At 63.5% G+C, this 23835-nt stretch carries 19 protein-coding genes; 13 read left to right on the top strand and 6 right to left on the bottom strand.

Translation table 11 applies throughout. The features are described from left to right. Positions 1-148: 148 nt before the first annotated feature. From rsmA to AC2T3R_RS01990, 4 genes are read right to left on the bottom strand one after another with little or no spacing between them, the layout of a single operon-like run. Positions 149-949 (bottom strand): 16S rRNA (adenine(1518)-N(6)/adenine(1519)-N(6))-dimethyltransferase RsmA, encoded by an 801-nt coding sequence (gene rsmA, locus AC2T3R_RS01975; protein WP_410952089.1) that lies wholly within the window; start codon positions 947-949, stop codon positions 149-151. Next, positions 946-1935, bottom strand: a complete 990-nt coding sequence (gene pdxA, locus AC2T3R_RS01980; protein WP_486744580.1) for a 4-hydroxythreonine-4-phosphate dehydrogenase PdxA — start codon at positions 1933-1935, stop codon at positions 946-948. The genes rsmA and pdxA overlap by 4 nt, the downstream gene beginning before the upstream one ends. Further along, on the bottom strand, positions 1932-3251 hold the full coding sequence (locus AC2T3R_RS01985) for a peptidylprolyl isomerase (protein WP_486744581.1): 1320 nt from the start codon (positions 3249-3251) through the stop codon (positions 1932-1934). The genes pdxA and AC2T3R_RS01985 overlap by 4 nt, the downstream gene beginning before the upstream one ends. Next, positions 3232-6039, bottom strand: a complete 2808-nt coding sequence (locus tag AC2T3R_RS01990) for an LPS-assembly protein LptD (RefSeq protein ID WP_397462105.1) — start codon at positions 6037-6039, stop codon at positions 3232-3234. Before AC2T3R_RS01990 ends, AC2T3R_RS01985 begins: the two co-directional genes overlap by 20 nt. A 130-nt stretch (positions 6040-6169) precedes the next feature. Between AC2T3R_RS01990 and AC2T3R_RS01995 the strand changes: the two genes are divergently transcribed. From AC2T3R_RS01995 to AC2T3R_RS02005, 3 genes are read left to right on the top strand one after another with little or no spacing between them, the layout of a single operon-like run. After that, positions 6170-7189, top strand: coding sequence for an aminoglycoside phosphotransferase family protein (locus tag AC2T3R_RS01995; protein WP_039613249.1), 1020 nt, complete (start codon positions 6170-6172; stop codon positions 7187-7189). After that, positions 7186-7857, top strand: coding sequence for an N-acetylmuramate alpha-1-phosphate uridylyltransferase MurU (murU, locus tag AC2T3R_RS02000; RefSeq protein ID WP_486744582.1), 672 nt, complete (start codon positions 7186-7188; stop codon positions 7855-7857). The genes AC2T3R_RS01995 and murU overlap by 4 nt, the downstream gene beginning before the upstream one ends. A gap of 1 nt (position 7858) precedes the next feature. Further along, positions 7859-8626, top strand: coding sequence for a TerB family tellurite resistance protein (locus tag AC2T3R_RS02005; RefSeq protein WP_013970597.1), 768 nt, complete (start codon positions 7859-7861; stop codon positions 8624-8626). 108 nt (positions 8627-8734) lie between these two features. Here AC2T3R_RS02005 and AC2T3R_RS02010 read toward each other — a convergent pair whose 3' ends face one another. Next, a complete protein-coding gene (locus AC2T3R_RS02010; RefSeq protein ID WP_486744583.1) occupies positions 8735-9733 on the bottom strand; it encodes an alpha/beta hydrolase family protein in 999 nt (332 codons plus the stop codon). A gap of 94 nt (positions 9734-9827) precedes the next feature. Here AC2T3R_RS02010 and AC2T3R_RS02015 point away from each other — a divergent pair, with 94 nt between their 5' ends. The 9 genes from AC2T3R_RS02015 to trpE all read left to right on the top strand — a co-directional run bounded on the left by AC2T3R_RS02015 (position 9828) and on the right by trpE (position 20852). Then, positions 9828-12215 carry a PAS domain-containing sensor histidine kinase gene (locus AC2T3R_RS02015; RefSeq protein ID WP_486744584.1) on the top strand — a complete coding sequence of 796 codons (2388 nt, stop codon included), beginning with the start codon at positions 9828-9830 and terminating at the stop codon, positions 12213-12215. 7 nt (positions 12216-12222) lie between these two features. Continuing rightward, complete coding sequence (locus AC2T3R_RS02020; RefSeq protein ID WP_169774891.1) at positions 12223-12855, top strand: response regulator; 633 nt, start codon at positions 12223-12225, stop codon at positions 12853-12855. 294 nt (positions 12856-13149) lie between these two features. Then, positions 13150-14274, top strand: a complete 1125-nt coding sequence (locus tag AC2T3R_RS02025) for an ABC transporter ATP-binding protein (RefSeq protein ID WP_012270208.1) — start codon at positions 13150-13152, stop codon at positions 14272-14274. Between the two features lie 40 nt (positions 14275-14314). Next, positions 14315-15349 carry an ABC transporter substrate-binding protein gene (locus tag AC2T3R_RS02030; protein ID WP_410952083.1) on the top strand — a complete coding sequence of 345 codons (1035 nt, stop codon included), beginning with the start codon at positions 14315-14317 and terminating at the stop codon, positions 15347-15349. A 157-nt stretch (positions 15350-15506) separates the two neighbouring features. Continuing rightward, the gene (locus AC2T3R_RS02035; RefSeq protein ID WP_409279812.1) at positions 15507-16754 is read left to right on the top strand and encodes an ABC transporter permease; all 1248 of its coding nucleotides are present in this window, start codon (positions 15507-15509) and stop codon (positions 16752-16754) included. An 11-nt stretch (positions 16755-16765) separates the two neighbouring features. After that, positions 16766-17593 carry an ABC transporter permease gene (locus AC2T3R_RS02040; RefSeq protein WP_015268731.1) on the top strand — a complete coding sequence of 276 codons (828 nt, stop codon included), beginning with the start codon at positions 16766-16768 and terminating at the stop codon, positions 17591-17593. A 218-nt stretch (positions 17594-17811) separates the two neighbouring features. Then, complete coding sequence (rpe, locus tag AC2T3R_RS02045) at positions 17812-18486, top strand: ribulose-phosphate 3-epimerase (protein WP_003260678.1); 675 nt, start codon at positions 17812-17814, stop codon at positions 18484-18486. Beyond that, positions 18483-19301 (top strand): phosphoglycolate phosphatase, encoded by an 819-nt coding sequence (locus AC2T3R_RS02050; protein ID WP_013970605.1) that lies wholly within the window; start codon positions 18483-18485, stop codon positions 19299-19301. The genes rpe and AC2T3R_RS02050 overlap by 4 nt, the downstream gene beginning before the upstream one ends. Before the next feature lie 69 nt (positions 19302-19370). After that, the gene (gene trpE / locus AC2T3R_RS02055) at positions 19371-20852 is read left to right on the top strand and encodes an anthranilate synthase component I (RefSeq protein ID WP_410952082.1); all 1482 of its coding nucleotides are present in this window, start codon (positions 19371-19373) and stop codon (positions 20850-20852) included. Between the two features lie 131 nt (positions 20853-20983). Here the strand turns inward: trpE and estP are convergent, their stop codons facing one another. Continuing rightward, positions 20984-22864, bottom strand: a complete 1881-nt coding sequence (gene estP / locus AC2T3R_RS02060) for an esterase EstP (RefSeq protein WP_486744585.1) — start codon at positions 22862-22864, stop codon at positions 20984-20986. A gap of 368 nt (positions 22865-23232) precedes the next feature. Here estP and AC2T3R_RS02065 point away from each other — a divergent pair, with 368 nt between their 5' ends. Beyond that, on the top strand, positions 23233-23826 hold the full coding sequence (locus AC2T3R_RS02065; RefSeq protein ID WP_003259809.1) for an aminodeoxychorismate/anthranilate synthase component II: 594 nt from the start codon (positions 23233-23235) through the stop codon (positions 23824-23826). Positions 23827-23835: the final 9 nt, after the last annotated feature.

The following is a 23835-nucleotide window of genomic DNA, read 5'->3' on the forward strand; positions in this document are numbered from 1 at the left end:
GGCCAGCGGTGAGGGGCTTGGGGATTGTGTTGTCTGTCCCGGCCCTTTCGCGGGTAAACCCGCTCCTACAAGGTACTGCGCAGATTTTGAGAGCTGTGCAGTACCTGTGGGAGCGGGTTTACCCGCGAAGAGGCCGGTACAGGAGATATCAGGCTTGTAGGTCAGCCAACTGGTCAGCCAGGCGCACGAAGGCGGCCAGGTCCAGCTGTTCAGGGCGCAGGCTGCCGTCCACACCGGCAGCTTCGATGGCGGCGCTGTCGAGCAGGCCTTTCATGGTGTTGCGCAGGGTCTTGCGACGCTGGTTGAAGGCTTCGCGTACCACTTGCTCCAGCAGCTTTGCATCCTTGGCCGGGTACGGCAGCACTTCGTGCGGCACCAGGCGGACGATGGCCGAGTCCACTTTCGGCGGCGGGTTGAATGCGCCAGGGCCAACGTTGAACAGGTGCTCGACCCGGCAGTGGTACTGCACCATGATCGACAGACGCCCCCAGTCACCACCGCCAGGGCCGGCGGCCATGCGCTCGACCACTTCCTTCTGCAGCATGAAGTGCATGTCGCGGATCAACCCGGCATGGCTGAGCAGGTGGAAGATCAGTGGGGTGGAAATGTTGTAGGGCAGGTTGCCCACTACCTTGAGGCTGCGCGGTGGCACGCCTAGCTGGTTGAAGTCGAACTTCAAGGCGTCGCCCTGGTGCAGGCGGAAATTGCTGCGGTCGGCGAACTTGTGCTGCAGGATCGGCACCAGGTCCTTGTCCAGTTCTACCACGTCCAGTTGTGCCCCGCTGCCCAGCAGGCCTTCGGTCAAGGCGCCCTGGCCTGGGCCGATTTCCAGCAGATGTTCGCCGGCCTTGGCGTTGATGGCACGCAGGATGCGGTCGATGATGCCGGCGTCGTGCAGGAAGTTCTGGCCGAAGCGCTTGCGCGCCCGGTGTTGGTATTGCTCGTTCATGGTCGGTTCTCGGCCATCTGGTAGGCGGTTTCCAGCGCGACGCGCAGGCTGCCGGTGTCGACCTTGCCGGTGCCGGCCAGGTCGAGGGCCGTGCCGTGGTCGACCGACGTGCGGATTATCGGCAGGCCCAGGGTCACGTTGACCGCAGCGCCGAAGCCTTTGTACTTGAGTACGGGCAGGCCCTGGTCGTGGTACATCGCCAGCACCGCATCGCAGTGCTCCAGATATTTGGGGGTAAACAGGGTATCGGCCGGCAGCGGCCCGCGCAGGTCCATGCCTTCGGTGCGCAGGCGGGCCAGGGTCGGCTCGATGATGTCGATTTCTTCGCGGCCCAAATGGCCACCCTCGCCCGCGTGCGGGTTGAGGCCGCACACCAGGATACGCGGGTTGGCAATGCCGAACTTGTCGCGCATGTCGGCATGCAGGATACGGGTTACACGCTCGACGCGCTCGGCAGTGATGGCGTCGGCAATGTCGCGCAGCGGCAGGTGCGTGGTCACAAGGGCCACGCGCAGGCCACGGGTGGCCAGCATCATCACCACTTGCGCGGTGTGGGTCAGCTCGGCAAGGAATTCGGTATGCCCGGAGAAGGCGATACCGCTTTCGTTGATTACGCCCTTGTGTACAGGGGCGGTGATCATCCCGGCGAAATGCCCTTCCAGGCAGCCTTGCCCGGCACGGGTCAGGGTTTCCAGCACGAACGCGGCATTGGTCTTGTTGAGCTGGCCCGGCACTACCGGGGCCGCCAGGGGGGTATCCCAGACGTACAGGCTACCCGCTGGCGCCGGCTGCTCGGGCCATAGGCCCGGCGCTACCGGCAGCAGGTTGACGGCCAGCCCCAGCTGCGTGGCCCGCTCGGCGAGCAGGTCACGGCTGGTGATGGCGATCAGGGGGTGGGGCTGGGCGTCTGCGGCGAGCAGCAGGCACAGGTCAGGGCCTATGCCGGCCGGCTCGCCGGGGGTGACGGCGAAGCGCAGGGGCTTCACTGGGCGGCCTGGTCAGCGCCAGGCAGCTTGATTTCAACGTAGGCCTCGTCGCGGATCTGGCGCAGCCAGGTCTGCAGCTCTTCGTCGTACTTGCGGTTGCGCAGTACGTTCATGGCCTGTTGCTCACGAGCCTGCTCGGTGCTGTCGGTGGCGCGACGGCCCAGCACTTCCAGGACATGCCAGCCGTACTGGGTCTTGAACGGTTTGGTCACGACGCCTTGCTGGGCGTTGGCCATCTGTTCACGGAATTCCGGTACCAGGCTGTTCGGGTCAACCCAGTTGAGGTCGCCGCCGTTGAGCGCCGAACCCGGGTCTTCCGAGAAGCTCTTCGCCAGCTCGCCGAAGTCTTCGCCGCTCTTGATGCGATCGTACAGGCGCTCGGCCAGTTGCTCGGTGGCCGCCTCGCTGCGGATCTCGCTCGGCTTGATCAGGATGTGGCGAACGTGTACTTCGTCACGTAGCACGTTCTCGCTGCCACCGCGCTTCTCCTCGAGCTTGAGGATGATGAAGCCGTTGGGGATGCGGATAGGCTGGGTAATTTCGCCAACCGGCATGCTGCTGAGCATCTTGGCGAAGTCTGGTGGCAGCTGGCCGGCTTTACGCCAGCCCATCTCGCCGCCTTCCAGCGCGTTTTCGCTGGCGGAGCGGGCAATGGCCATCTGGCCGAAGTCCGCGCCCTGCTTGAGCTGCTGGTACACATCGCCAACCTGGCGCGCGGCGGCCTGGATGGCTTCCGAGTTTGCCGCTTCCGGGGTCGGGATCAGGATGTTGGCCAGGCGGTACTCTTCCGACATCTGCATCTTGCCAAGGTCGGAGTTGAGGAAGTTCTTCACTTCCTGCTCGGAGACCTGGATACGCTCGGCCACGCGGCGCTGGCGCACGCGGCTGATGATCATCTCGCGCTTGACCTGTTCACGGGCGTCGTCGAACGACATGCCGTCACGAACCAGGGCGGCGCGGAACTGGTCCAGCGACATGCCATTGCGCTGGGCAATGGTGCCCATGGCCTGGTTCAGCTCTTCGTCGGTGATGCGGATGCCGGAGCGCTCGCCGATCTGCAACTGCAGGTTCTCGACGATCAGGCGTTCCAGCACCTGCTGATCCAGCGCACTGGCAGGCGGCATGCCGCCGCCACGCTTGGCGATGGTTTGCTGCACCTCTCGGACACGCTGGTCCAGCTGGCTTTGCATGACCACGTCGTTGTCGACGATGGCCACCACGCGATCAAGAGGTTGTACCGCGGCATGCACCGCGCCACTCAGCAATGCAACGCCCAGCAACGCCAGGCGCAGTCGATCAATAAGCTTGGTCTTCACGTTCACGATAACCTTGAATGCCTTGGTCGAGGAAAGATTCGACCTTGTTGCCGACTACACCACCGAGGCCTTTCAGCACGATCTGAAGGAAGATGCCGTGGTCGCCCTTTTCGTTTGTCGGAAGGGCTTGGCTGAAGTCGTCGTAATCGATCCAGTAACGGTTGATCAAACGCAGCTTCCAGCAGCAGTTGTCGTACTCGAAACCGCCCATGGCTTCCAGGGTGCGGTTGCGGTTGTAGTCATGCTGCCAGCGAGCGATGACGCTCCACTGCGGAACGATCGGCCAGATGACCGAGAAGTCATGCTGCTGGATCTTGTAGTAGTCCTTGATGTAGTTCGGGTCGCCCGGGTTGCCATAGTCGCCGCCGCCCACTTTCCAGGTACCGGTGGTGGAGTCGTAGGCGATGGTGTCGTTACGGTAGCGATAACCGAGGTTGACCACCTTGTTCGGGTTGTCTTCAGGCTGGTAATGGAACATCGCGCTGCCCGAGCGGGTGCTGCGGCTGTCCGGGTCCCAGTTGAAATCCGAATTGAAGCGCCAGTCGCGGTTGAAATAGTAGTTGTACAGCAGAGCGTACGGCGACACATCGGATTGCGCGTCTTTGCGGTCGCGGTAGTCGATGCCTGGCAACTGGACCTTGCGGTCTTTGAAGTAGTAGGCCTGGCCGATACTGAAGTTCTGGCGCTCGAAGCCGTTTTCCTCGATCCAGCGGGTGGTCACGCCCAGCGACAGCTTGTTCTCGTCGCCGATGCGGTCGACACCGCTGAAGCGGTTGTCGCGGAACAGAGAGTCGTAGCTAAAGAGCGTCTCCCCAGAGTCAAACAGCGGAATGTCGACCTGGTCCTTGTATGGAACGTAGAGATAGAACAGGCGCGGTTCGAGGGTCTGCTTGTAGTTCGTGCCGAACATGGATGTGTTGCGGTCGAAGTACAGGCCACTGTCGACGCTGAAGATCGGAACGTCACGGTTCTGGTTGCTCTTGAAGTCACCGTAAAGATCGATCCGGCCCGGGTTATCGATCAGGTCTTGTTTGCCCTTGCTGTCCAGATCAAGGTCATAATGTGTGTACATGTACTTCAGCTTTGGCGTGATATAGCCATAGCTGGCTTCCATCGGCAGGCTGATCGACGGTGCGACATTGAAGCGGTTGCCCGTGGAGCGAGCTACGCCGAAGATATTTTCGTCGAGTCGCTTACCCGGCACGCCGCCAACGCTGGTGTCTGGGTTGCCATCTTCGTCGAAGACGAAGTCATCTTTCAGATCGCGATCAAAGCGTACTGCTTCCGTCTCGTAACCGAAGTTCAAGCCGCTAGGATGGAACGGCAGCGTACCGTTGAATGTGATTTGCGGCAGGCGATCGTACGGCGTGATCTGGGAGATGGTCGCCATTTCATGGGCGTGCACGTTCAGTCGCGCGGTGTAGCTGTCGCCGCGCCAGGTCAGTGCACCCTGTTGATCCAGGATGTCCTTGCTTTCAACACCGATCTGATCAGACTCCAGGTCCTGGAAATAGAACGGGTCGCTGATGTCGGTGTAGTCCACCTCGGTCATCAGGCGCTCGTCCAGCCCGCCCTTGTGCTGCCAGTTGACCATCCAGCGCTGCTCTTTGTAGTCAGTCTGGTCTTTACGGTCGTCGTTCTTGTCGTTGAGGTACGCGCCACCGAACTGGCCTTCGCTGGAAGGCGTCAGGTAGCGGAACTCGCCTTCCATCAGCAGGCCGCGCTTGGTCATGTAGCGCGGATACAACGTGGCATCGTAGTTCGGCGCCAGGTTGAAGTAGTACGGCGTGACCAGCATGAAGCCGGTATCGCTGGTGCTGCTGAACGATGGCGGCAGGAAGCCGGACTGGCGACGGTCGTCGATCGGGAAGTAGATGTACGGTGTGTAGAACACCGGGAAATCCTTGACCCGCAGCGTAACGTTGGTCGCGGTACCGAAACCGGTGGCCGGGTTCAGGGTGATGTTGTTGCCCTTCAGCTGCCAGGCGTTGCTGCCCGGTTCGCAGGTGGTGTACGTACCGTCCTTGAGGCGGATGATGGCGTTCTCGCCACGCTTGGCGTACAGGGCACTGCCGCGGATGTGCGACTTGTGCATCACGTATTCGGCGTTGTCGACCTGGGCCTCGCCCGTGTCGAGCTGGATCTGTGCCTCGTCACCGACCACCAGAGAACCGTTGTCACGGATCTTGACGTTGCCCTTGAGCTCGCCACGGTTTTCGGTCTGGTAGAGGTTGGCCTCGTCGGCCTCGGCCTGCATGCTGCCCTGGCGCATCACCACGTCACCGGCGAGGGTAGCGATCTGCTGCTCTTGCTGGTACTTGGATACCTTGGCGTTGATGTAGGTCGGCGACTCGTCCTTTGGCGTGGTGTCGGCCATGCCAGGGCGGGTTGGCTCGATGTAGGCGCCACCGCAGTACGGGCCGGTTTCGGCCAGCTGTGCGGCAGTGAGCTTTTCACGCGGAACCCAGTCCAGGTGGCTGTAGTCTTCGCTACGCGACTTCAGGCCACGGCCCTTGGCCTCGGTGACCAGCATCGGCCGATCCGCGGTTTCGCCTTCGCTCGCGGCTTCGGTGCCGGTGCTGACGGCAGCACCCTCGTGCACCGGGCGCGGCGGCAGGTTGTTGGCTGGGGTCTTGGGCTTGCAGTCCCAACCACCGGAGGCGGACACTTGGCAGTCGAACTGTTCGGCTGCCACCACGTAAGACGTGGCCAGAGGTTGCAGGGCCAGCAGACCGCCGGTTACCAGCAACGGAAACTTTCTACGAAACGCGGGGGATTTCAATGCCATCTTATTAGTCCGGGCTTCCTGCGTGCCATCTGCCCGCGTGTGGGGCCGCACGCCTCTCGATGGTCTGAAAAAGATGCTGGATAATAAAGCATGACCCGCTTGACGGCTAGGGCCGTCGGAGACCCTTGTAATGCCTGAACACGATGTACGCCTGCAACAACTGACGGTCTGGCTCGATGAGCAGCTCAATGATCTTTTCCGGAAAAATGCCTGGGGCGACGTGCCTGCAGGCAGCTTGACCGCGGCCAGCAGCGACGCCAGCTTCCGCCGTTATTTCCGCTGGCAGGGTGCCGGCCACAGCTTCGTGATCATGGATGCACCACCTCCACAGGAAAACTGCCGACCGTTCGTCGCCATCGATCACCTGCTGGCCAGCGCCGACGTGCACGTGCCGCTGATCCATGCCCAGGACCTGGAACGTGGCTTCCTGCTGCTGGGTGACCTGGGCCACCAGACATACCTTGATATCATTGATGCGGACAACGCCGACGGCCTGTTCGCCGATGCCATCGACGCGCTGCTGGCGTTCCAGCGCCTGCCGATGGACGCGCCGTTGCCCAGCTACGACGATGCGCTGTTGCGCCGTGAAGTCGAGTTGTTCCCGGAATGGTACGTGGGTCGTGAGCTTGGCCTGGCCTTCAGCGATGCCCAGAAAGCCACCTGGCAACGAATCAGCCAGCTGCTGATCGACAGCGCACTGGCCCAGCCCAAGGTGCTGGTGCACCGCGACTACATGCCGCGCAACCTCATGCAGAGCACGCCCAACCCCGGCGTGCTGGACTTCCAGGATGCCGTGTATGGCCCGGTCACCTACGACATCACCTGCCTGTTCAAGGACGCCTTCCTCAGCTGGCCGCAGGCGCGGGTCGAAGGCTGGCTGCGCGACTACTGGCAGAAGGCGCAGGCTGCCGGAATCCCGGTGCAGGCCGACTTCGAGGCGTTCCAGCGTGCCAGCGACCTGATGGGTGTGCAGCGCCACCTGAAGGTGATCGGCATCTTCGCCCGTATCTGCCACCGCGACGGCAAACCCCGTTACCTGGGCGACGTACCGCGCTTCTTCGCCTATATAGAAGAAGTGATCAGCCGCCGGCCCGAATTGGCGGAGCTGGGTGAGCTGATTGCCGAGTTGCAGGCCGGAGCGCGTGCATGAAGGCAATGATCCTGGCAGCGGGCAAAGGCGAGCGCATGCGCCCGCTTACCCTGCACACCCCCAAACCGCTGGTCCCGGTCGCCGGCCAGCCATTGATCGAGTACCACCTGCGGGCCCTGGCTGCGGCGGGCGTCACCGAGGTGGTGATCAACCATGCCTGGCTCGGCCAGCAGATCGAGGACCACCTGGGTGACGGCAGCCGTTTCGGCCTGAGCATCCGCTATTCGCCCGAAGGAGAGCCGCTGGAAACCGGCGGTGGCATCTTCAAGGCCCTACCATTGCTGGGTGGTGCGCCGTTCCTGCTGGTGAACGGCGATGTCTGGACCGACTATGACTTCGCGCGCCTGCAGGGCCCCCTGCAAGGTTTGGCCCATCTGGTACTGGTCGATAACCCTGGCCATCACGGCCGCGGCGACTTCCGCTTGATGGGCGAGCGGGTGGTCGATGGTGACGATGCGCCTGGCACGCTGACCTTCAGCGGGCTGTCGGTGCTGCACCCGGCGCTGTTCGAAGGCTGCCAGCCTGGCGCCTTCAAGCTGGCGCCGTTGCTGCGTCAGGCCATGGCTGCGGGCCAGGTCAGTGGCGAGCACTACCGTGGGCACTGGGTTGATGTCGGTACGCTCGAACGCTTGGCCGAGGCCGAGCGCCTGATCGGCGAGCGTGCCTGACATGTGGTGGCCAAGCACGGTGATTGGTGTCGGTGCCGGCTTTGCCGTTGCCAGCATCCCCGGGGCTTTGCTCGGGGCGTTGCTCGGACAGGCCATGGACCGTCGCCTGCGTTTGCAAGGCTGGGAGGACATGCGCGAACGCCTGGGCGGGCGCCCGGCGTTGCAGGACGACGAATTGCTGTTCGTGATGCTCGGGCGCCTGGCCAAGTGCGATGGCCGGGTGGGCGAGCAGCATATTCAGCAGGCACGCCAGGAGATGGTGCGCCTGGACCTGGCCGAAGCGGCTCGGCTGCGTGCGATTGCTGCGTTCAACCGCGGCAAGGCGGGCAAGGACCGGCTGGGTGGGCACCTGCGGCGCATTCGCCAGCAGCCGCATGCGGCCGAAGGTACCCTGCGTGCCTGTTGGCGCATGGTCTGGGCCGACGGCAAGATGGGCAATAAGGAGCGTGAACTGCTGCTGGACTGGGGGCAGAAACTGGGCCTGAGCCGGCGGCAGGTGCAGGCCATGTCGCTGGAGTACGAGCCACGCAAGGCGGCGGGGCCGGAAGGGGTCGCCATGACCTATGCGGCGGCGTTGCGCTTGCTGGCGGTCGAGGCGGATACCGATGGCGACAAGGTCAAGCAGGCGTATCGTCGACTGGTCAGTCGGCATCACCCGGACAAGCTGGCGGGTACTGGTGCCAGTGAGTCGCAGGTGCGTGAAGCGACTGAACGGACCCGGGAGCTGCATCAGGCTTATGCCATGATCCGCAAGCGGCGCGGGCTTTGATGGCCCTATCGCCGGCAAGCCAGCTCCCACAGGTATTGCACTGACCCTGAACACTGTGGCGTACCTATGGGAGCTGGCATGCCGGCGACAGGGCCATCATGGCAAACCTTACCCCTGCGGACTCATCCACCCCCGCACCCGGCGGAACAGTTGCTCCTGCTCGGCCGCCTTGTTCCCCGGCATCGCAATTAGCGACAACTGTCGGTACTGGCTGTCCTTCTGCCGCTTGCTGGCCTGCAGGCGCTGTGCGGCTGCATTGCGGTCACTGCTGCGGGTGGCGTAGTAGATGTCGGCAGTCGGCACTTTCAAGGTTGGCGCCAGGCTTTCCAGGTCATGCTCCACCCGCGCCGGTGTCTGCGCGGCAACCATCACCAGTTTCTGCACCTGCGGTGGCCGTTTCTCGCTCAGGTAGCGGGCCGCCCAATATGCGCCGCTGCCATGGCCGATCAGCACGATGCTGCGGGCGTTGTGCTGCTGGGCAAAGGTCACCGCAGCATCCAGGCGGGCGAAAATGCGCTCGGCATCGGCTGGGTCGGTTTGTTCGCTGGCCTGTTTGGCGTCAGTGCTCTCTGCGGTGTCGGCATCGGCTGCGGTAGCCTGGGCGACGTTGGCATTGGCATCGGCTGGTACGTCCTTGGCCGGGGCGCTTTCGCCCTTGTCTGGCTGCGGCTCGGCAGCCGGCTTGGCCTCGACCCGCGCCTGCGGGCTGTCGGCGAGCAGGTCGGGCAGGCTGATGCTCAGGCTGTGCCAGCCGATATCGGGGAACTTTTGCCGCAGCGGGCCGACCGCGTTTGGCCAGTCAGCCGTTTCGCCAGCCCCCGGGACGATGATGACCGCGCCCTGTGGATCGCTGTCGTTGGCCGGTTTCCACAAGGCCAGGAAACTGTCGGCACCGGCCTGAAGGGTCTGCTGTTCGGCCTTGGGCGCCAGCCGTTCAAGTGCCTGGGCATCCTCCTGGCTGCGTTCCAGCAGCGGCGGGCGAGGAGCTTGGGCAACGGGTGCCTCGGTGGTGGTGGATGGTTTTTCGGCATCGGCGGCCAGGGCGCCGAGTGGAAGGATCGAGGCCAGGCAGCACATTGCCAGCGTCGTGCGATAAAGTGTGGACATGAGTCAACCCGGGGCCAGAATGATACCGGCAGCCTAATGGTATTTGCCCGTGACGGCCATGCTGCATGGCCGCTTTGCCAAGACGAGCGTGTAGATGAAGCGAGTGCGTCGCCTGTTGGTTATCGGCTGCTTTTGGCTGCCCTTGATTGCATTGGCCAGGCCCGAAGCGGTGCCCACGGTTGCCCTGGAACCGGCCCAGCAGCAATGGCTGGATACACACCGCAGTCTGCGTGTCGGCCTGGTGTTGCAGGCGCCTTACGCTCAGTTCGACCGGCGCCTGCAGCAGCTGTACGGGGCCAACGTGGAACTGGTGAGCAGCCTGGCGCAGGCGCTGCGGCTGGACCTTACCTGGCGCAACTTCGCCGACCAGGCCAGCCTCGAGCATGCCCTCCAGGCCGGCGAAATCGACTTTGCCCCGGGGCTTACCCAGACCCCCGCCAGCCTGCGTCTGTGGCTGTTCAGCGACCCATACATGCGCGTGCCGCAACTGGTGGTGGGGCCGCGCACCGGGACGATGGCCGTGGAACTGGAAACGCTCGGAGCCGAGCAGCGGGTGGCGGTGCGCATGCCCAGCCAGCTGGCGGACTACCTGCGCGGTAACTACAGCAACCTCAACCTGCAAGGGGTACCCAACGAGCGCGAGGCCCTGCAATTGGTGGTGGGTAGCCAGGCCAGTTTCGCCGTGCTGGATGAAGCCCAGCTCAGCCGCCTGTCGCGCGAAAGCGAGTTCGGCGAGCTGGCTGTGGTCGGCGATATCGGCCTGCCGCAACTGTTGCGCATCGGTTCGCGGCGCGACTGGCCGCTGCTGGCTGATGTGCTGGAGCGTGGCCTGCAGGCGCTGCCAGCCAAGGAACTGGAGCAACTGCACCAGCGTTGGCTGCAGCCAAAGTACCCACGCTTGAGCGAGTCGACAGGATTCTGGAAGAACCTGGCACTGCTGTTCGGCTTGCTGCTGTTGTGCGCGCTGGCCACCCTGGTGTGGCAGCGTCGGCAACAGCGCCAGCTGGAGCGCAGCCTGTTGGCCACGCGCGAAAGTCTTGTGGAGCGGCAAGTGCGCGAAGAAGCGTTGCGCCTGAGTCAGTTTGCCATCGACCAGAGCACGGTGGGCATCCTCTGGGTCAACTGGGACAGCCACGTACGCTACGCCAACCATGCCGCCGAGCGCATGCTGGGCTACGGCGAAGGCGCACTGCTGGAGCGGCCGCTGAGCGACTTTGAACCCAGCCTGACCATGGATCGCTGGCTGGAGCTGTGGAAGGGCGCACGTACCGGGGCGGGCGGTGTTGGTCAGTTCGAGACGCAGTGCCGCCGGGCTGACCGCAGCCTGTTGCCGGTCGAGCTGTCGCTGAGTTTTCTGCGCTTTCGTGACTCCGAGTACCTGGTGGTGTACCTCGCCGATGTCACCGAGCGCTACCGCGCCCTGGCGGCCCTGCGCGAAAGCGAGGCGCGGCTCAAGGGCATTGCCGGCAACGTGCCGGGGCTGGTGTTCCGCCTGGAGCGCGACCCGGCCGAGGGCGACCTGGAATTCCCCTATATCAGCGAAGGCAGCGAGGCCTTGGTGGGCTATTCGCCCAGTGAGATCCAGGACCCGCAGATGGGCCTGCGCAACCTGGTGCACCCTGAGGACCGTGCCGATTACCACCGGGTGCAGGACCTGGCCTTGGCCAGCGACCAGGACTGGTCATGGCAGGGGCGCATCCTCACTCGCCAGGGTGAACAGCGCTGGGCCGACATCAAAGCCAGTACCCGGCGCCTGGGTAACGGCCGGGTGGTATGGGACGGTGTGGTTTGGGACATCACTCAGGGCAAGCGGGCCGAGTTGGCGCTGGCCAGGTCCCAGGAGCAGCTGCGCGAACTGTCGGCCCACCTGGAAAGCGTGCGTGAGGAAGAAAAAGCCCGCATCGCCCGAGAAGTGCACGATGAACTGGGGCAGATGCTGACCGTGCTCAAGCTGGAAGTGTCGATGTGCGAGCTGGCCTTCGCCGAGCTGGACCCGGGGCTGAACGAGCGGCTGGCCAGCATGAAGCGCCTGATCGCCCAGCTGTTCCAGCTGGTGCGCGACGTAGCCACTGCCTTGCGTCCTCCGATTCTCGATGCCGGCATCGCCTCGGCCATTGAATGGCAGGCGCGGCGCTTTGAAGCACGCACGCAAATCCCCTGCCTGGTGCAAGTACCGGATAATCTGCCAGCATTGAGCGATGCCAAGGCCATCGGGCTGTTCCGTATCCTCCAGGAGGCGCTGACCAACGTGATGCGCCATGCCCAGGCGCATAGCGTGGAGATCGAACTGGTGCGTGAGCACGGGCAATTGCGCATGACCGTCAGCGATGACGGCCAGGGCTTTTGCCGCGACCAGCCTCGGCCCACCTCGTTCGGCCTGGTAGGGGTACGTGAGCGGGTGCTGATGCTGGGCGGCAGCATGGCGCTGGACAGTGAACCGGGCGAAGGCACCAGCCTGAGCGTGGCCATACCGTTGGAGTAGGAGAGCGATCGTGATTCGAGTGCTGGTGGCCGAAGACCACACCATTGTCCGTGAGGGTATCAAGCAGTTGATTGGCCTGGCCAAGGACATGCAGGTGGCGGGGGAGGCCGGAAACGGCGAGCAGTTGCTGGAAACCTTGCGCCACACCCCGTGCGAGGTGGTACTGCTGGATATCTCGATGCCAGGCGTGAATGGCCTGGAGGCGATTCCGCGAATCCGCGCGTTGCAGGACGCCCCGGCGATCCTGATGCTGTCGATGCACGATGAAGCGCAGATGGCGGCGCGGGCGCTGAAGGCCGGAGCGGCGGGCTATGCCACCAAGGACAGCGACCCAGCGTTGTTGCTGACCGCGATTCGCCGGGTTGCCGCTGGCGGGCGCTATATCGACCCGGCGCTGGCCGACCGCATGGTCTTCGAAGTGGGCCTGACGGAGTCGCGGCCGTTGCACACGCTGCTGTCCGAGCGGGAGTTTTCGGTGTTCGAACGCCTGGCCCAGGGCGCCAACGTCAACGACATCGCCCAGCAGCTGGCGCTGTCGAGCAAGACCATCAGCACCCACAAGGCGCGCCTGATGCAGAAGCTGAAAGTGAACTCGCTGGCTGAGCTGGTGAAGTACGCCATGGAGCACAAGCTGGTCTGATTGCGACATGCCTGTTCTCGGAACTTGCCGAGGTCCCTGTGGGAGCGGGCGTGCCCGCGAAAGGGCCTGACCTGCCGATCTCTATGGCTGAACCGGCCCCTTCGCGGGCATGCCCGCTCCCACAGGTTGGGCGGGTGGCTCGGATGAGCATTCCAAACCCGCCATCTTTGTAGGGGAATCCCTACAACAAATCTTCCATCCGGATGATGGTATTCTCTCAGCACCCCCGATTTTCCGGCGCTTGCCGCTTGTCTAGTCTATGCCTACGCAGTCATCCAACAAGAAGGTGCAGGCATGAGCGAGGCGAAGTCGAACGCTGCAACCAGCGAAACGCTGGTCAGCTTCCGTGGTGTGCAGAAGAGCTACGACGGCGAGTCGCTGATCGTCAAAGACCTCAACCTGGATATTCGCAAGGGCGAGTTCCTCACCCTGCTTGGCCCGTCCGGCTCGGGCAAGACCACCAGCCTGATGATGCTGGCCGGCTTCGAAACCCCCACCGCCGGTGAAATCCAGCTGGCCGGGCGCTCGATCAACAACGTGCCGCCGCACAAGCGCGACATCGGCATGGTGTTCCAGAACTACGCGCTGTTCCCGCACATGACCGTGGCCGAGAACCTGGCCTTCCCGCTGACCGTGCGCAACCTGAGCAAGACCGACATCAGCGAGCGGGTCAAGCGGGTGCTGAACATGGTCCAGCTCGATGCCTTCGCCAAGCGTTACCCCGGCCAGCTGTCCGGCGGCCAGCAGCAGCGTGTGGCCCTGGCCCGGGCACTGGTGTTCGAGCCGCAGCTGGTGCTGATGGACGAACCGCTGGGCGCGCTGGACAAGCAGCTGCGCGAGCACATGCAGATGGAGATCAAGCACATCCACCAGCGCCTGGGCGTGACCGTGGTGTACGTGACCCACGACCAGGGCGAAGCGCTGACCATGTCCGACCGGGTGGCCGTGTTCCACCAGGGTGAAATCCAGCAGATCGCCGACCCACGCACGCTGTACGAAGAACCCTGCAACACCTTCGTCGCCAACTTCATCGGCGAGAACAACCGCATCAACGGCACTTTGCTGGCCAGTGATGGCAAGCGCTGCCAGGTGCAGTTGCCACGTGGCGAGCGGGTCGAGGCGCTGGCGGTGAATGTCGGCCAGGCCGGCGAGCCGGTGACCCTGTCGATCCGCCCAGAGCGCGTGCGCCTGAACGGCCACAGCGAGAGCTGCGTGAACCGCTTCTCGGGCCGGGTGGCCGAATTCATTTACCTGGGCGACCACGTGCGGGTGCGCCTGGAAGTTTGCGGCAAGGGCGACTTCTTCGTGAAACAGCCGATTGCCGAGCTCGACCCGGCCCTGGCCGTGGGCGATGTGGTACCGCTGGGCTGGGAGGTGGAGCACGCCCGCGCGCTCGATCCGATTGCCGAAGCCCATTGATGGATTGCTTCACCAACCCTGTACTGTGGAGAGAATAATAATGCGCAAGCAGTTGAAACTGACCGCCCTGGCCCTGGGGCTGTTCGCCGCTGGCCAGGCCATGGCCGCAGACCTGACTGTTGTCTCGTTTGGTGGTGCCAACAAGGCGGCCCAGGTGAAGGCGTTCTACGAACCGTGGGAAAAGGCCGGCAAGGGCAAGATCATCGCGGGCGAGTACAACGGCGAGATGGCCAAGGTCAAAGCCATGGTCGACACCAAGAGCGTGTCGTGGAACCTGGTGGAAGTGGAGTCGCCAGAGTTGGCCCGTGGCTGTGACGAGGGCATGTTCGAAGAACTCGACCCGGCCCTGTTCGGTAATGAGGCCGACTATGTGCCGGGTGCCATTCAGCCATGTGGTGTTGGCTTCTTCGTATGGTCCACGGTACTGGCCTACAACGCCGACAAGCTGAAGACCGCACCGACCAGCTGGGCCGATTTCTGGGATACCAAGAAATTCCCGGGTAAGCGCGGCCTGCGCAAGGGCGCCAAGTACACCCTGGAATTCGCCCTGATGGCCGACGGTGTGGCGCCGAAGGATGTGTACCAGGTGCTGGGCACCAAAGAGGGCGTGGACCGCGCCTTCAAGAAGCTCGACGAACTCAAGCCAAGTATCCAGTGGTGGGAAGCCGGCGCCCAGCCGCCGCAGTACCTGGCCTCGGGTGACGTGGTCATGAGCTCTGCCTACAACGGCCGCATCGCTGCGGTGCAGAAAGAGAGCAACCTGAAGGTGGTGTGGAACGGCGGCATCTACGACTTCGATGCCTGGGCCATCCCGAAAGGTGCCAAGGATGTCGAGGAAGCGAAAAAATTCATCGCCTTCAGCGTGCAGCCAGAGCAGCAGAAGACCTACTCCGAGAACATCGCCTATGGCCCGGCCAATTCCAAGGCCGTGAGCCTGCTGTCGGACACGGTGAAGAAGGACATGCCGACCACGCCTGAAAACATCGCCAACCAGGTGCAGATCGATGTGGCCTTCTGGGCCGACAACAGCGAGCAGCTGGAGCAGCGCTTCAACGCCTGGGCGGCGAAGAAGTAAACGACCAGTGTAGGGGGCCGCTTTGCGGCCCATCGCCGGCAAGCCAGCTCCCACAGGGGGCCGCTGCCCTGGAGCCAGCGCAGTATCTGTAGGAGCTGGCTTGCCTGCGATGGGCTGCGCAGCAGCCCCATTTTCAGTTCGTATCGCGGAGTTCGCCATGGCCATTGCAGTGCCCCTCAAAGAAGGCGCAGGTCCAAGTCTCAAGCAGCGCCTCAAGCATGCCGAGCGGGTCAACCGCTGGAAGGCGCAGGCGTTGATCGCGCCGCTGGCGCTGTTTCTCCTGCTGGTGTTCCTGGTGCCTATTGCGGCGCTGCTGTACAAGAGCGTCGGCAACCCGGAAGTGGTTGGCGGCTTGCCGCGCACCGTTGGCGTCATCACCCAGTGGGATGGCAAGAGCCTGCCGGGCGAGGACGTTTACAGGGCGTTGAGCCAGGATTTGGCCGAATCGCGCAAGAACCAGACCTTGGGCGACCTTTCCAAGCGCCTGAACATGGAGCTTGCCGGTTACCGCAGCCTGTTGGCCAAGACCGCGCGGGCGCTGCCGTTCAAGAGCGAACCCGCTTCGTATAAAGATGCCTTGCAGGCTCTCGACGAGCGTTGGGGCGACCCGGCCTACTGGCAGGCAATCCGCCGCAACACCAGTACGGTCACCTCTTTCTACCTGTTGGCTTCGCTCGACCACCGTATCGATGACCTTGGCGAACTGGCCAAGGCCACCCCGGACCAGGCCATTTACCTGGACATCTTCGCCCGCACCCTGTGGATGGGTGTGGTGATTACCGCAATCTGCCTGGTGCTGGCCTACCCGCTGGCGTACCTGCTGGCCAACCTGCCGACCCGGCAGAGCAACCTGCTGATGATTCTGGTGCTGCTGCCGTTCTGGACCTCGATCCTGGTGCGGGTGGCGGCGTGGATCGTGCTGCTGCAGTCGGGCGGCCTGATCAACAGCGCGCTGATGGCCATGGGCATCATCGACCAGCCGCTGGAACTGGTGTTCAACCGCACCGGCGTATACATCTCGATGGTGCACATCCTGTTGCCGTTCATGATCCTGCCGCTGTACAGCGTGATGAAGGGCATTTCGCCGAGCTACATGCGTGCGGCGATCTCGCTGGGCTGCCACCCGTTCGCCAGTTTCTGGCGGGTCTACTTCCCGCAGACCTACGCCGGGGTTGGCGCTGGTTGCCTGCTGGTGTTCATTCTGGCCATCGGCTACTACATCACCCCGGCACTGCTGGGCAGCCCGAATGACCAGATGGTCAGCTACTTCGTGGCCTTCTACACCAACACCAGCATCAACTGGGGCATGGCCACCGCGCTTGGCGGGCTGTTGCTGCTGGCGACCGTACTGTTGTACCTGATCTATAGCTGGCTGGTCGGCGCCAGCCGCCTGCGCCTGAGCTGAGGAGCCTTGTCATGCTGAGCCCTTACATGTCGCCCGTGGAGCGGGTGTGGTTCTACAGCCTGCGCATTCTTTGCGGCTTGATCCTGCTGTTCCTCATACTGCCGGTCCTGGTGATAGTGCCGCTGTCGTTCAACAGTGGCAGTTTCCTGGTGTACCCGCTGCAGGGCTTCTCGCTGCAGTGGTACCAGGACTTCTTCGGTTCGGCCGAGTGGATGCGGGCCTTGAAGAACAGCATCATCGTCGCCCCGGCAGCCACGGTGCTGGCCATGGTGTTCGGCACCCTGGCGGCCATCGGCCTGACCCGTGGCGACTTCCCGGGCAAGTCGCTGGTGATGGCGCTGGTGATTTCGCCGATGGTGGTGCCGGTGGTGATCATCGGTGTGGCCAGCTACCTGTTCTTCGCCCCGCTGGGCATGGGCAACAGCTTCACCTCGCTGATTCTGGTGCATGCGGTACTCGGCGTGCCGTTCGTGATCATTACCGTGTCGGCGACCTTGCAGGGCTTCAACTACAACTTGGTGCGTGCGGCAGCCAGCCTGGGCGCCTCGCCACTGCTGACTTTCCGCCGGGTAACCCTGCCGTTGATCGCGCCCGGGGTGATTTCGGGGGCGTTGTTCGCCTTTGCCACGTCGTTTGACGAAGTAGTGGTGACCCTTTTCCTGGCCGGGCCGGAGCAGGCAACCCTGCCGCGACAGATGTTCAGTGGTATTCGCGAGAACCTGAGCCCGACCATTGCCGCGGCGGCGACCTTGCTGATTGCCTTCTCGGTAGTGTTGCTGCTGACTCTGGAGTGGTTGCGTGGGCGTAGCGAGAAGCTGAGGACCCAGCAGCCGACTTGATTAGTAGCTCAAGGCCTGCGCATTACCCTTGTAGGAGCAGCCTTGTGCTGCGAAGAGGCCGGTAAGACAAAAGCTATTCTTCGGCCCTACCGGCCTCTTCGCAGCACAAGGCTGCTCCTACAGACGCGAAGAGGTCGGTACAGGTTGATGCTAATCAGCCTTCATCCGCTTCCCTGGGTTACAATGCGCGCCACCGTGATTCTGCCAACAGGTGCGCCATGCAGCCCTACGCTATTGCCCCCTCCATTCTCTCCGCCGATTTCGCCCGACTGGGCGAGGACGTCGACAAGGTATTGGCCGCGGGTGCCGACATCGTCCACTTCGATGTCATGGACAACCACTACGTCCCCAACCTGACCATCGGCCCGATGGTCTGCACCGCCCTGCGCAAGTACGGCGTCACCGCCCCGATCGACGTGCACCTGATGGTCAGCCCGGTCGACCGCATCATCGGCGACTTCATCGAAGCTGGTGCCACCTACATCACCTTCCACCCGGAAGCCTCGCAGCACATCGACCGTTCGCTGCAGCTGATCAAGGATGGTGGCTGCAAGGCGGGCCTGGTGTTCAACCCGGCCACCAGCCTGGACGCCCTGAAGTATGTGATGGACAAGATCGACATGGTGCTGCTGATGAGCGTCAACCCGGGCTTCGGCGGGCAGAAGTTCATCCCTGGCACCCTCGACAAGCTGCGCGAGGCGCGTGCGCTGATCGACGCCAGCGGCCGTGATATCCGCCTGGAAATCGACGGTGGCGTCAACGTCAACAACATCCGCGAGATCGCTGCCGCTGGCGCCGACACCTTCGTGGCCGGCTCGGCAATCTTCAACGCCCCGGACTACCAGGAAGTCATCGCCAGGATGCGTGCCGAACTGGCTCAGGCCCGCCCATGAGCGGCTTCGAGCAGCTGTTCCCGGGGACGCTGCCCAGGCTGGTGATGTTCGATCTGGACGGTACCCTGATCGATTCCGTGCCAGACCTGGCCGCCGCCGTGGACCGCATGCTGCTCGAACTGGGGCGCCCGCCTGCCGGCCTGGAGGCGGTGCGCCACTGGGTGGGCAACGGTGCCCAGGTGCTGGTGCGCCGGGCGCTGGCCGGTGGCATCGACCACGCTGCCGTGGAAGATGCACTGGCCGACCAGGCGCTGGCGCTGTTCATGGACGCCTATGCCGAAAGCCACGAACTGACCGTGGTCTACCCCGGTGTGCAGGACACCCTGCGCTGGCTGCGCAAGCAGGGCGTGGAGATGGCTCTGATCACCAACAAGCCCGAGCGCTTCGTTGGCCCGCTGCTGGACCAGATGAAGATCGGCAACTACTTCCGCTGGATCATCGGCGGCGACACCCTGCCGCAGAAAAAACCCGACCCTGCGGCGCTGCTGTTCGTCATGCAGATGGCCGGTGTCACCCCGCAGCAGTCGCTGTTTGTCGGCGATTCACGCAGTGACGTGCTGGCGGCCAAGGCGGCTGGCGTGCAGTGCGTCGGCCTGACCTACGGCTACAACCATGGCCGGCCGATCCACGACGAATCCCCCAGCCTGGTGATCGACGACCTGCGTGCATTGCTGCCCGGTTGCGCAGACCCGGCCACTGGGATAACGTTGGCGGACCTTCAAGCCTCACAAGACAGAGAGTCCACCGTGGCGGTTACCGGCAAATTCTGGATGAAAGTCATCAAGGCCCTGGCCCGTTGGCGTTGGCGCGCCTGACTTCAGCCTGCCGGCGCGTGCCGGCCCGTCCGTTTGCCTGACCTATTGCTGCTTGCCACGAGGCTACCCATGACCCGCGAAGAATTCCTGCGCCTGGCCGCTGCCGGCTACAACCGCATTCCCCTGGCCTGCGAAACCCTGGCCGACTTTGACACGCCGCTGTCGATCTACCTGAAACTGGCCGACCAGCCCAACTCGTACCTGCTCGAATCGGTGCAGGGCGGCGAGAAATGGGGCCGTTACTCGATGATCGGCCTGCCGTCGCGCACCGTGATGCGTGTGCACGGCTACCACGTCAGCATCCTGCAGGATGGCGTGGAGGTGGAAAGCCACGATGTCGAAGACCCGCTGGCCTTCGTCGAAACCTTCAAGGACCGTTACAAGGTCGCCGATATCCCTGGCCTGCCGCGCTTCAACGGTGGCCTGGTCGGCTACTTCGGCTACGACTGCGTGCGCTATGTGGAAAAGCGCCTGGGCGCTAGCCCCAACCCGGACCCGCTGGGTGTGCCGGATATCCTGCTGATGGTGTCCGATGCGGTGGTGGTGTTCGACAACCTGGCGGGCAAGATGCACGCGATCGTGCTGGTCGACCCGGCTGAAGAGCAGGCTTTCGAACAGGGCCAGGCACGCCTGCAAGGCCTGCTGGAAACCCTGCGTCAGCCGATCACTCCACGCCGTGGCCTGGACCTGAGTGGCCCGCAGGCTGCCGAGCCGGAATTCCGCTCCAGCTATACCCGCGAGGATTACGAGAACGCCGTCGGCCGCATCAAGGAATACATCCTGGCTGGTGACTGCATGCAGGTGGTGCCGTCGCAGCGCATGTCGATCGACTTCAAGGCGGCGCCTATCGACCTGTACCGCGCGCTGCGCTGCTTCAACCCGACGCCGTACATGTACTTCTTCAACTTTGGCGACTTCCATGTGGTCGGCAGCTCGCCCGAGGTGCTGGTACGCGTCGAGGACAACCTGGTCACCGTACGCCCGATTGCCGGCACCCGCCCGCGTGGTGCTACCGAAGAGGCCGACCGCGCGCTGGAAGACGACCTGCTGTCGGACGACAAGGAAATTGCCGAGCACCTGATGCTCATCGACCTGGGCCGTAACGACGTCGGTCGCGTGTCCTCGACCGGCAGCGTGCGCCTGACCGAGAAGATGGTGATCGAGCGTTACTCCAACGTGATGCACATTGTGTCCAACGTCACTGGCCAGCTGCGCGAAGGGCTGACGGCGATGGACGCACTGCGGGCGATCCTGCCGGCCGGTACGCTTTCGGGTGCACCGAAGATTCGCGCGATGGAGATCATCGACGAGCTGGAGCCGGTCAAGCGTGGGGTTTACGGTGGTGCCGTCGGTTACTTCGCGTGGAACGGCAACATGGATACCGCCATTGCCATCCGTACCGCGGTAATCAAGGGCGGTGAGCTGCATGTGCAGGCCGGGGGCGGCATCGTTGCCGACTCGGTGCCGGCGCTGGAGTGGGAAGAAACCATCAACAAGCGCCGGGCGATGTTCCGCGCGGTGGCGTTGGCTGAGCAGACTTCGGCCAAATAAGTTGATCGGGGCTGCGTTGCAGCCCTTCGCGGGCATGCCCGCTCCCACAGGGAAATCACATGCTGCAAGGCCTGTGCAATACCTGTGGGAGCGGGCGAGCCCGCGAAGGGCCGCAAAGCGGCCCCATCAATTCAGAAGTCGACGCTGACGCCCAAACTCACTCCCTGCTGCGTCAATTCATCACTCTTGCGCCATTTATAGTTACCGCGCAAATGCACCCCCGCCACCACTTCATGGCTCACCCCCAGGCTCGCCCGGGTCAGGTCGCTGTGCGGCGTATACCCTGTCAGGGTGAAGTCATTCGCCGGCAGGCTGGTCAGGTGCATCGTCACATCCTGCTGGTCATCCTCGAACTCATGCTCCTGCGCCACCTCGGCGAACAGCCGGGTACTCGGCAGCACCTGCACACTGCCCAGCAACCCCACACCCAAACGGCGTGATGTACGTTCCTGATCATCGAAGCCCAGCGCCGTCGAGCGCCCGCTTTTCTCGTCATAACCATCCACCTTCACCCGCGCATAGTCGGCGCTGATGAACGGCGCCAGCTGCCAGCTGCTGCTCTCGGCCGCCAGGTTGTAGCCCAGCCGCCCCGACACCGCCCAGGCCTCGCCATCGGTATCGCCCTTTTCGCTGCGGTCGTTCACGCCAAGGGCGAAGGTGCGCTTGAGGTCGCTGTAGTCCAGGTGCCCGGCGGTCAGCGCCGCGTCGGCCCACCAGCGGTCCTGGCGGTATTGGGCGAAGGCGCTGGCAAGGTAGCTGTCCAGCTTGTAGTCCGAATCCTGTGCGCCGGCTTCCAGCTTCTGCCGGTACACGCCACCGGCCAGGCCCAGGCGCCATGCATCGTTCAGGCGGTAGCTGCCGCCCAGGGTCAGGTTGTAGCCGCGGCCATCGCCGCTGGCCGCGCTGCGCTGGCCGTCGAAGTCCAGGTCCTGGGCGCCGGTGGCAACGAAGGCTTGCCACTGGCCAACTGCCTGCCAGGGTGTCTGCCACTGGTTGCGCAGTTCGTCCTGGTGGGCACGCAGGCTGGCGTGGGCCATTTCCGGAAGCAAGGTCAGTTCCCAGGGGGCGGCGATAATCGAATAGGCGTAGTCGGCAATCAGTTGCTGGCCGGCTATGGTCGGGTGGACCGAGTCGTTGAACAGCAGCTTGGTCGGGTCTGGCGTGGCGCCGTTGATACCGTACACCGGATTTTCCACACAGCCTTCGCCGCTGTAGCAGGTGCCGACCAGGTTCTGGCCGCTGGCCAGGCCGAACTGCTCGGGGCTGGCCAGCGCTTCGCTCAGCAGCACGGGGATGTTCAGCGGAATGATTTCGGCATCGATCTGCCCCAGCTGGCTGAGCAGGGACTGGTTGAACGCGCCGGACAGCAGCGACAGCGGGTTTTGTTGCGGCGTACCGCTGAAGTTCGGTGTCTGCCCGAGGTCGGGCAGCAGCCAGACCATGATGTAGCGGGCACCGCCTTGCTGCAGGGCCTGGGCGCTGGCGGCCAGGCGGGCGCCGGCGGCCACGGCATCGGCCGGGCTGTTGACCAGGCCTTGCAGGAAGTCATTGCCGCCGCCAGTCAGGTAATACAACGCGTTGGGGTCGGCGCGCAGGCCGTTGGCCAGGTAGCCCGGTTTATCACGCAGTACCTGCCCGGCGTCGGGGCGCCCTGGCGGGATGACGGTCTCGGAGGTAGTGGTGATCGAATCCAGGATCTGCTGGGTGGTGTAGCCACCGACTGCCCAGTTGTTGCCGTCGGGAAGGCCCAGCACCGGATTGACCGGGGAGGTGGAGGGGCCAAGCTCGGTCGGGCTCACACCAAGCCGCCCGCCCAGGATCATCGGTGACACTGGAGCATAACTGCCATTGGCATCGCGGTTGGTGAAGCGCACCCCGCCAAACTGCCCGGCGTCGCTGAGGCTGTCACCAAACACGATCATGCTGGAGTAGGGCGAGGGTGCCGCGAAGGCCTGGCTGCAGGCTAACGTCAATGAGGCGAGGGTAAAGCGCAATAGCGGTGCTTTTCGCATCAGGGAACATCCTTTTCTTTGTTTTTATCAGGACAACCCCATCGACCTTAGCAAATCGCAGTGCATCCCTCCCAAGTCCATTCGTTTCCCCGTGTTTACAGGCATATTGCGCCCGTCGCCCCGGTAGGCTACTGTGCCGGAACGTATGAGCGAGACCTATCCTGTGTTGATCGTCAGCAAACTCTTGATGCGCGTTATCAAGGCCCACGCCCGTTGGCGTTGGCGCGCCTGACTTTATCCCCTGCCGGCCCGTCCGGCCCGCCCCCGTTTGCCTTCCTGACTACCGCCCCTGAATGGCCAAGCTGCGCCTTTGGCAGAAGCAGGAAGGTTCGAATTTTGAAGTCAGTAGATTCAAGAGGTTTAACCCGATGTTACTGATGATCGACAATTACGACTCATTCACTTACAACGTCGTTCAGTACCTTGGCGAGCTGGGTGCCGAGGTAAAGGTCATTCGCAATGACGAAATGACCATCGCCCAGATCGAAGCCCTCAATCCCGAGCGCATCGTCGTATCTCCAGGCCCGTGCACGCCGAGCGAGGCGGGCGTGTCCATCGAGGCCATCCTGCACTTTGCCGGCAAGCTGCCGATCCTTGGCGTATGCCTGGGCCACCAGTCCATCGGCCAGGCCTTTGGTGGTGATGTGGTACGTGCCCGCCAGGTGATGCACGGCAAGACCAGCCCGGTACATCACCGTGACCTGGGCGTGTTCGCCGGCCTCAACAACCCGTTGACCGTTACCCGTTACCACTCGCTGGTGGTAAAGCGCGAAACCTTGCCCGAGTGCCTGGAAGTGACCGCCTGGACCGCCCATGCTGACGGTTCGGTCGACGAGATCATGGGCCTGCGCCACAAGACGCTGAATATCGAAGGGGTGCAGTTCCACCCCGAGTCGATCCTGACCGAACAGGGCCACGAACTGTTCGCCAACTTCCTCAAGCAGACCGGCGGCCGCCGCTAAGGATCGAAC

This window comes from Pseudomonas sp. PVC-5-1, from assembly GCF_057444345.1.

Coding starts and splice junctions, on each gene's coding strand:
- rsmA (WP_410952089.1), bottom strand. CDS start 949: ATGAACGAGCAATACCAACACCGGGCGCGCAAGCGCTTCGGCCAGAAC.
- AC2T3R_RS01990 (WP_397462105.1), bottom strand. CDS start 6,039: ATGGCATTGAAATCCCCCGCGTTTCGTAGAAAGTTTCCGTTGCTGGTA.
- AC2T3R_RS01995 (WP_039613249.1), top strand. CDS start 6,170: ATGCCTGAACACGATGTACGCCTGCAACAACTGACGGTCTGGCTCGAT.
- murU (WP_486744582.1), top strand. CDS start 7,186: ATGAAGGCAATGATCCTGGCAGCGGGCAAAGGCGAGCGCATGCGCCCG.
- AC2T3R_RS02005 (WP_013970597.1), top strand. CDS start 7,859: ATGTGGTGGCCAAGCACGGTGATTGGTGTCGGTGCCGGCTTTGCCGTT.
- AC2T3R_RS02010 (WP_486744583.1), bottom strand. CDS start 9,733: ATGTCCACACTTTATCGCACGACGCTGGCAATGTGCTGCCTGGCCTCG.
- AC2T3R_RS02015 (WP_486744584.1), top strand. CDS start 9,828: ATGAAGCGAGTGCGTCGCCTGTTGGTTATCGGCTGCTTTTGGCTGCCC.
- AC2T3R_RS02025 (WP_012270208.1), top strand. CDS start 13,150: ATGAGCGAGGCGAAGTCGAACGCTGCAACCAGCGAAACGCTGGTCAGC.
- AC2T3R_RS02030 (WP_410952083.1), top strand. CDS start 14,315: ATGCGCAAGCAGTTGAAACTGACCGCCCTGGCCCTGGGGCTGTTCGCC.
- AC2T3R_RS02035 (WP_409279812.1), top strand. CDS start 15,507: ATGGCCATTGCAGTGCCCCTCAAAGAAGGCGCAGGTCCAAGTCTCAAG.
- AC2T3R_RS02040 (WP_015268731.1), top strand. CDS start 16,766: ATGCTGAGCCCTTACATGTCGCCCGTGGAGCGGGTGTGGTTCTACAGC.
- rpe (WP_003260678.1), top strand. CDS start 17,812: ATGCAGCCCTACGCTATTGCCCCCTCCATTCTCTCCGCCGATTTCGCC.
- AC2T3R_RS02050 (WP_013970605.1), top strand. CDS start 18,483: ATGAGCGGCTTCGAGCAGCTGTTCCCGGGGACGCTGCCCAGGCTGGTG.
- trpE (WP_410952082.1), top strand. CDS start 19,371: ATGACCCGCGAAGAATTCCTGCGCCTGGCCGCTGCCGGCTACAACCGC.
- estP (WP_486744585.1), bottom strand. CDS start 22,864: ATGCGAAAAGCACCGCTATTGCGCTTTACCCTCGCCTCATTGACGTTA.
- AC2T3R_RS02065 (WP_003259809.1), top strand. CDS start 23,233: ATGTTACTGATGATCGACAATTACGACTCATTCACTTACAACGTCGTT.